Consider the following 6,150-nt stretch of genomic DNA (forward strand, 5'->3'; position numbering starts at 1 on the left):
ATCCAATGTACGATTTCGCCCACGGGCAATCGGACTCTATTGAACAGATCACGCACTCGCTCTGTACGCTGGAATTTGAGGTGCACCGGCCGCTGTACGACTGGTACATCCAGCAACTGGAAATTTTCCCGTCGCGTCAAATCGAGTTTGCCCGGCTGAACCTGACGTATACCGTCATGAGCAAGCGGAAACTTCTGCAACTGGTCAATGAAGGTCACGTACGCGGTTGGGACGACCCACGGATGCCAACCATTGCCGGAATCCGTCGGCGCGGCTATACGCCGGCCAGCATCCGGGAATTTGCCGACCGAATTGGAATCGCCAAACGCGACAACCTCATTGATGTAGGGCTGCTGGAATTCTGCATTCGTGAAGAACTCAATAAAACAACGCATCGTGTCATGGCGGTTTTAGATGAAAAGCCCCTGAAGCTCGTCATCACCAACTATGAAGTTGGTCGGGAAGAAATCATGTCCATCGAAAACAACCCTGAAGATCCCAGTGCGGGCGAACGGAACGTACCGTTCAGTCGGGAAGTGTACATCGAGCGTGACGACTTCATGGAAAATCCGCCAAAGAAATATTTCCGACTGTTTCCGGGCGGTATGGTACGTCTGAAAGGCGCGTACATCATTAAGTGCGATGAGGTTGTGAAAGACAACGCGGGCGAGATTATTGAGCTGCGCTGCTCGTACATCCCCGAAAGCCGGAGCGGTTCCGATACGTCGGGTATCAACGTAAAAGGCACGATTCACTGGGTATCGGTACCGCACGCTGTCGAAGCTGAAGTACGTCTTTATGACCGGCTCTTCTCGGTTGAAAACCCGGCTGCGGACGAACGTGAATTCCGTGAATTGCTGAACCCAAATTCGCTGGAAGTAGTACGTGCCTTTGTCGAACCCGCGCTGGTAGAAGCAGCTCGTTCCGGCTCACAAACTAATTTCCAGTTCATGCGCAAAGGCTACTTCATTCTGGACCAGAACTCTACACCCGACAAACCCGTTTTCAACCGAACCGTTACGTTGAAAGATGCCTGGGCAAAGGAACAGAAGAAGGGGTAGTACACGAATCAGAAAATAACTAGGTAGATTGAGGTCGATCCAGTGGGATTGACCTCAATCGTTTCTATCAGTGTAATATGAAAAAACAATATTAGTGGTCTGAAATCGATGGTCAACTTCAAAAGGAAGGATTCTGTTTGGCAGTGAGCTTTATTTAACTCGTTTTCAATTGACAAACTGATCTCTTTTTAGATAAAGAAGTGATTTTTGTGATTCTGATACTACTTGATTATGCCCATCATCCGCAAATCCAGCAACCCCGACGAGATACACGTTTATGACAAAGAATACTGGTGGGCCAAAACACCACAGGAACGATTAGCGGCTGCCTTGAAACTGATTCGGCGAGCGAAAGCCATCTACTACGCAAATCCAGCAAATCCACTATTAGGCAATGGAGGACAAGTACTTAAATCTGATAAGCCTATTCAACGAAGAGGGCGTTGAATACGTAGTGCTAGGAGGTCACGCCGTGATTGCACATGGCTATCTGCGCACCACTAGCGATATTGACATCTTCGTACGACCCAGCGATCAGAACGCAGATCGTCTCCTGCGGGCCTTATACCAGTACGGTTACAAGGATGGCGAATTTGAACATGATGACTTTACGAAAGTTCCTAATTACTTATCGTTTAATCGCTATGATGAGTGGATCGATTTAATGACGTTTACATTAGGCGTTACGTTTGACGAATGTTACCAGAATCGCATTGTGCTTCTGATTGAGAATGTACCAACCAACGTAATCAGTTTACCTGATTTAATTCGGAACAAACAAGCTCTTGGCCGTCCGCAGGACTTACTTGACCTGCGAAATCTACCGAGTCAACCAGAATAATTTCTTTTCATCACTTCTCGCACGCTGCACTGCCCGTACAGTTTAGACTCACAAAGAGCTCGGAGCGAATTTTCCAGCCTTCCGTTGTTTTACGCCACATCGCCAGATACGTACCCGTTATGATTTGAATCCCGTCGGAACGCTGAAAACGGCCTGTCCAGTGCCCCTGTTCCGCTGCGAGTAGGCTCATTTTACTAACCTCGATACGATCCGGATTACGGACATAGCCCATAAACGCAGGATCGTTGAATTGAACGGCTACCGATGCCAGCACCGAATCCCGACCCGATACGTGCGAACCACTCCCCCGCGTTACCTCAATTTCTGTCATCATGGCCTGGCCGAATGCAGCTAAATTACGGTTTTGAATAGCCGCGTTTGATTGAGCACGTAGCGTCCGAATAGCCGCGACATCAGATGAATCGATGCCATTGATTTGAGCCAGTAAACCAAACGGCATCACCAATAAGCCACTGAACAAGTGTCGGATAAGTAAATTCATCGGAAATTAATTCAATCGGTAAACTGGGTAACGGTTATGCGTTTTTTCGTAGTACGGTGTTTGCCGGTAAATAAAATCCAACTGGGCGTTGGCATTCTCGGCAAAGGCTTTGTCAGCAGCGCGTTTTTCGTCCAGTTACTTACGAAGCGCCGGATCTTTTTTTACCAATTCAGCCGCGGTATCTTCGAAAATATAGTTGGAAAAGTATTCTTTCTGATCGAGAATACTATCAAAAAAATTCCAGGCAAAAAAAGAATCAACCCCCTGCGGTTCAAGTGTTTCGACAATATATCGATTCGTCGGCTGGTTTGTTTGGATCAGATAATCGCCTTTATAAAATTGAATTTGCTGTAATTCAGTACGTACGTTCACACCCGTATGAATGAAGTGCCCTTCGTAAGGTCGTTGCGGGCTTTTATAATCCGTAACGTAGTACGCTGAGACGGTAATCAATGTATCTTTCTGGAAGGTCTGCAGCGTTACGCCGTTACGTTTCAACTGATGAATTATTTCCGGCCAGGCTTGCGGAATAACGTAGTAACGGGGTTTATCAACCTGCACATCAACCACAAAACTATTCAGATACGGGACGCGCTTTCTGAAGGGTTTTGAATGATAGTAATAGAGCCGTTTCAGCCCCGATACGTCGCTGGGCTTGTAAGCTGCGGCATACCCCAGAAACGTAACAGAATCGACCTTAGTCCGGTCCAGCTTATAGCTTAGCGGAAACGTAGTCTGATTCCGAACGGCCTCATTTGCCCGCTTTTGATTCGCCAGAATCGTTTGTGACTCTCGCTCGCAAAGACGCATCACAGCCTCATCGAATGCGTAAGAAGCCCTGACCCGTGGCGGATACGGTTTCCACATGTGCGTTTCCAGCGTGAAGCCAAAACAATTGAACAAAGCCGCGTATCCAGTTGTGTATCGGGGGGAGTCGTTGTAGCCGATCAGCCCATTTTCGGGCGTATCACCGGGGTGATTCACGTACGGAGCTGGCGGGAAACCTTTTGCCGTCAGTATATCATCTAACGCTGGCTGGAAGGTCTGCGTCATATAGCCGGATACGGCCGGATGAAGCTTGTCTTTCTGCGTAGCGAAATACGTCAGCACATGCTGGTAATCCGCGCCGTCGCTGGTGTGATTATCAATAAACACCTGCGGTTTCAGCATCTGATACATCGTTTGGAACGCCTGCGTATTTTGAGCTTCGGCCTTTATAAAATCGCGGTTGAGGTTCAGATTGCGGGCATTTCCCCGAAAACCATAGGATTCCGGCCCGTTCTGATTCACCCGTGAGACACCCCGATTCAGGCAACCACCTACATTAAATACGGGCACAATAGCCAATAGTACGTTCTTAGGAAGCTTGTTTGCCTTCAGCAAATCGCTGGCCAGCATCATGCAGGCATCAATTCCTTCGGGCTCGCCGGGATGAATCCCATTGTTAATCAGCAACGTAACACGATCCGGTCGACTTGTAAACTGTCTATCAGCCGCTAGCAGAAACAGGTGTAACGGTTTACCCACGTCGGTTTTACCAATTTCAATCAGCTTAGCCTGGTCGTATTGCTGATCTAATCGCTGATACCAGTCAATAATCTGCGCATACGTAGCGGTCTGGTTCGAGTCGCGCTCAAAAGGTGACACGTGAGCTCGTTTAGTTTGAGCGAAGGCCGTTATGAACAGTAGTTGACAGAGTCCCCAGTTAAGCACAACGAGCCGAAAAGAAGAGGTTTTTATCATGTTCAGAATAACGATTTAAGCTTGCTGAATTTGCCAGAAAATCTTCTTGATACGGTTTCTATTTAAAACTAGATGTCATTACGCACTTATTTACGTGTAGCTTTAAAAAATACAATCTTCTGCCTTTTTAAACACGTTCTGCTGTCGGCAAATCAGCGAGTTGACCTCTAGAATTAAATCAGGATTATTTCCGCAGGATGAATTAGTAATTCCGGATGGGCATCCTCTTTTGCATTTATTCTACTCATAAGTCTTTATTCAAACGATGAACCTGAATCGTAGAGATTTTCTTCAGCAGTTGGGCTTTGGTGCCCTTGGTTTGACCGTTGCTGCTACGTTACCGACAACCGGCTGGGCAATTCCGACCAAGACCGGCAAACTTCCGCGTAGCCTACCCGAAACGCAGGGCGTTGCTCCTGGCGGCCTGCTGGATTTTGTGAATGCTATCGAATCGCAAAAACTCAATGTGCATAGCCTGATGGTGCTACGGCATGGGCAGGTTGTGGCCGAAGGCTGGTGGGCACCGTATGCTCCTGAACTCAAACATACGCTCTATTCGCTCAGCAAAAGCTTCACGTCAACAGCGGTTGGTATGGCCGTTGCAGAAAAACGTTTAACCGTTAACGACAAAGTTGTTTCGTTCTTTCCTAAAGACGTACCAGAGACTGTTAGCGCTAATCTGGCAGCCATGCGCGTCAAAGATTTATTGACCATGTCGACCGGGAACGATAAGGACACGACGCCTGCACTACGTGGAGGCACTGCGCCAAACTGGGTTAAAGCGTTTCTGGCCCAACCGGTTGAGCATGAACCCGGTACGTTCTTCGTCTATAACAGTGGTGCTACGTATATGCTTTCGGCTATTGTGCAGAAACTGACGGGTCAGCCTATTCTGGAGTACCTGAAACCGCGTTTGTTCGGGCCACTGGGCATTGAGGGGCAGGACTGGGAAGTTTCGCCACAGGGCATCAATACGGGTGGATGGGGCCTCCGGGTACGCACCGAAGATATTGCCAAATTCGGCCAGCTTTATCTGCAAAAAGGTATGTGGAATGGCAAGCGACTGATCGCCGAAAGCTGGATTGCTGATGCAACTCGCGCAGAAGTAGAGTCGAAAGGTGGCAAAGGTGATAAAAGCGTAAACGACTGGATTCAGGGGTATGGGTATCAGTTCTGGCGATGCCGCAACGATGCGTACCGGGGCGATGGCGCGTTTGGTCAATACTGTATCGTGTTGCCAAAAGAAGATGCCGTTGTGGCCATTACATCCGAAACCGGCGATATGCAGGGGGTTCTCAACGCAGTCTGGAATCACATACTGCCCGCATTACGCGGAACAAACCTGGCTACGAGCAAAACCCAGCAGGGTAATCTCTCGAAGAAACTCGCCAGCCTGACGCTACTACCAGAAACGGCCGACCCAGCCAAAACAGTAGCCAGTCAGATCAGCGGCAAATCCTATGCCATTGCCGATAACTCGTTAAAGATCAAAGACGTATCACTGACGTTCGGGAAAGATGGGTGTATTTTTAAAGTGCAGGACGATAAAGGCGATCATCAGGTACTGTGTGGCGTAAACCGTTGGCGAGACAGTACCACTACGTTTCCTATAGCTCCCTTGATGCTAACGCCAACCCCTGTACCCGGCGGTGAATCGCGAAAAGTTGCCGGTAGCGGTAGTTGGCAGGATGCCAATACATTCGTAATGATCTGGCGATTTATCGAAACCGCTCACTACGATCAGGTAACCTGCCGGTTTGGTGCCGAGGGCGTGCAGGTCGAGTTTCAGAGTAGCCTGAGTATTCTGAACAAGACGAAAGACAAACGGCCGGTACTGGAAGGAAAAGTAGTGGCGTAAACCGTTCTTGTCATTCCGACCAGAAGGAGGAGTCTCAAACTGGTCTAATAGGAAACTTGAGATTCCTCCCTCTGGCCGGAATGACAAAAATAAAACCTACAAAAGTTTATCCAGCGTAATCGGCAAATCCCGCATACGCTTGCCG

5 protein-coding genes and 1 pseudogene are annotated in these 6,150 nt (G+C 48.5%); 4 read left to right on the forward strand and 2 right to left on the reverse strand.

Annotation, left to right across the window (positions count from 1 at the left end; genetic code table 11):
• The 3 genes from glnS to ACOJS8_RS01530 all read left to right on the forward strand — a co-directional run.
• Positions 1-1,061, forward strand: a 1,061-nt coding sequence (gene glnS, locus ACOJS8_RS01520; protein ID WP_420146759.1) for a glutamine--tRNA ligase, incomplete at its 5' end; no start/stop codon positions are given.
• Positions 1,062-1,292: 231 nt separating this feature from the next.
• The gene (locus tag ACOJS8_RS01525; RefSeq protein ID WP_420146760.1) at positions 1,293-1,508 is read left to right on the forward strand and encodes a hypothetical protein; all 216 of its coding nucleotides are present in this window, start codon (positions 1,293-1,295) and stop codon (positions 1,506-1,508) included.
• Positions 1,456-1,902: a DUF6036 family nucleotidyltransferase gene (locus tag ACOJS8_RS01530; protein WP_420146761.1), complete on the forward strand. Its 447-nt coding sequence runs from the start codon at positions 1,456-1,458 to the stop codon at positions 1,900-1,902. The genes ACOJS8_RS01525 and ACOJS8_RS01530 overlap by 53 nt, the downstream gene beginning before the upstream one ends.
• Positions 1,903-1,912: 10 nt before the next feature.
• Here ACOJS8_RS01530 and ACOJS8_RS01535 read toward each other — a convergent pair whose 3' ends face one another.
• Together ACOJS8_RS01535 and ACOJS8_RS01540 are read right to left on the reverse strand one after the other, a co-directional pair.
• Positions 1,913-2,404: a YybH family protein gene (locus tag ACOJS8_RS01535; RefSeq protein ID WP_420146762.1), complete on the reverse strand. Its 492-nt coding sequence runs from the start codon at positions 2,402-2,404 to the stop codon at positions 1,913-1,915.
• 6 nt (positions 2,405-2,410) lie between these two features.
• A pseudogene (locus ACOJS8_RS01540) lies at positions 2,411-4,147 on the reverse strand (M14 family zinc carboxypeptidase).
• A gap of 265 nt (positions 4,148-4,412) precedes the next feature.
• Here ACOJS8_RS01540 and ACOJS8_RS01545 point away from each other — a divergent pair.
• The gene (locus ACOJS8_RS01545) at positions 4,413-6,005 is read left to right on the forward strand and encodes a serine hydrolase domain-containing protein (protein WP_420146763.1); all 1,593 of its coding nucleotides are present in this window, start codon (positions 4,413-4,415) and stop codon (positions 6,003-6,005) included.
• Positions 6,006-6,150 lie beyond the last annotated feature (145 nt).

This window comes from Spirosoma sp. (assembly GCF_048594605.1).
In the GTDB taxonomy this organism is placed as follows: domain Bacteria; phylum Bacteroidota; class Bacteroidia; order Cytophagales; family Spirosomataceae; genus Spirosoma.

What these genes read in the sequence shown, in the direction of transcription:
- ACOJS8_RS01525 (WP_420146760.1), top strand. Translation starts at nt 1,293, where the DNA reads ATGCCCATCATCCGCAAATCCAGCAACCCCGACGAGATACACGTTTAT.
- ACOJS8_RS01530 (WP_420146761.1), top strand. Translation starts at nt 1,456, where the DNA reads ATGGAGGACAAGTACTTAAATCTGATAAGCCTATTCAACGAAGAGGGC.
- ACOJS8_RS01535 (WP_420146762.1), bottom strand. Translation starts at nt 2,404, where the DNA reads ATGAATTTACTTATCCGACACTTGTTCAGTGGCTTATTGGTGATGCCG.
- ACOJS8_RS01545 (WP_420146763.1), top strand. Translation starts at nt 4,413, where the DNA reads ATGAACCTGAATCGTAGAGATTTTCTTCAGCAGTTGGGCTTTGGTGCC.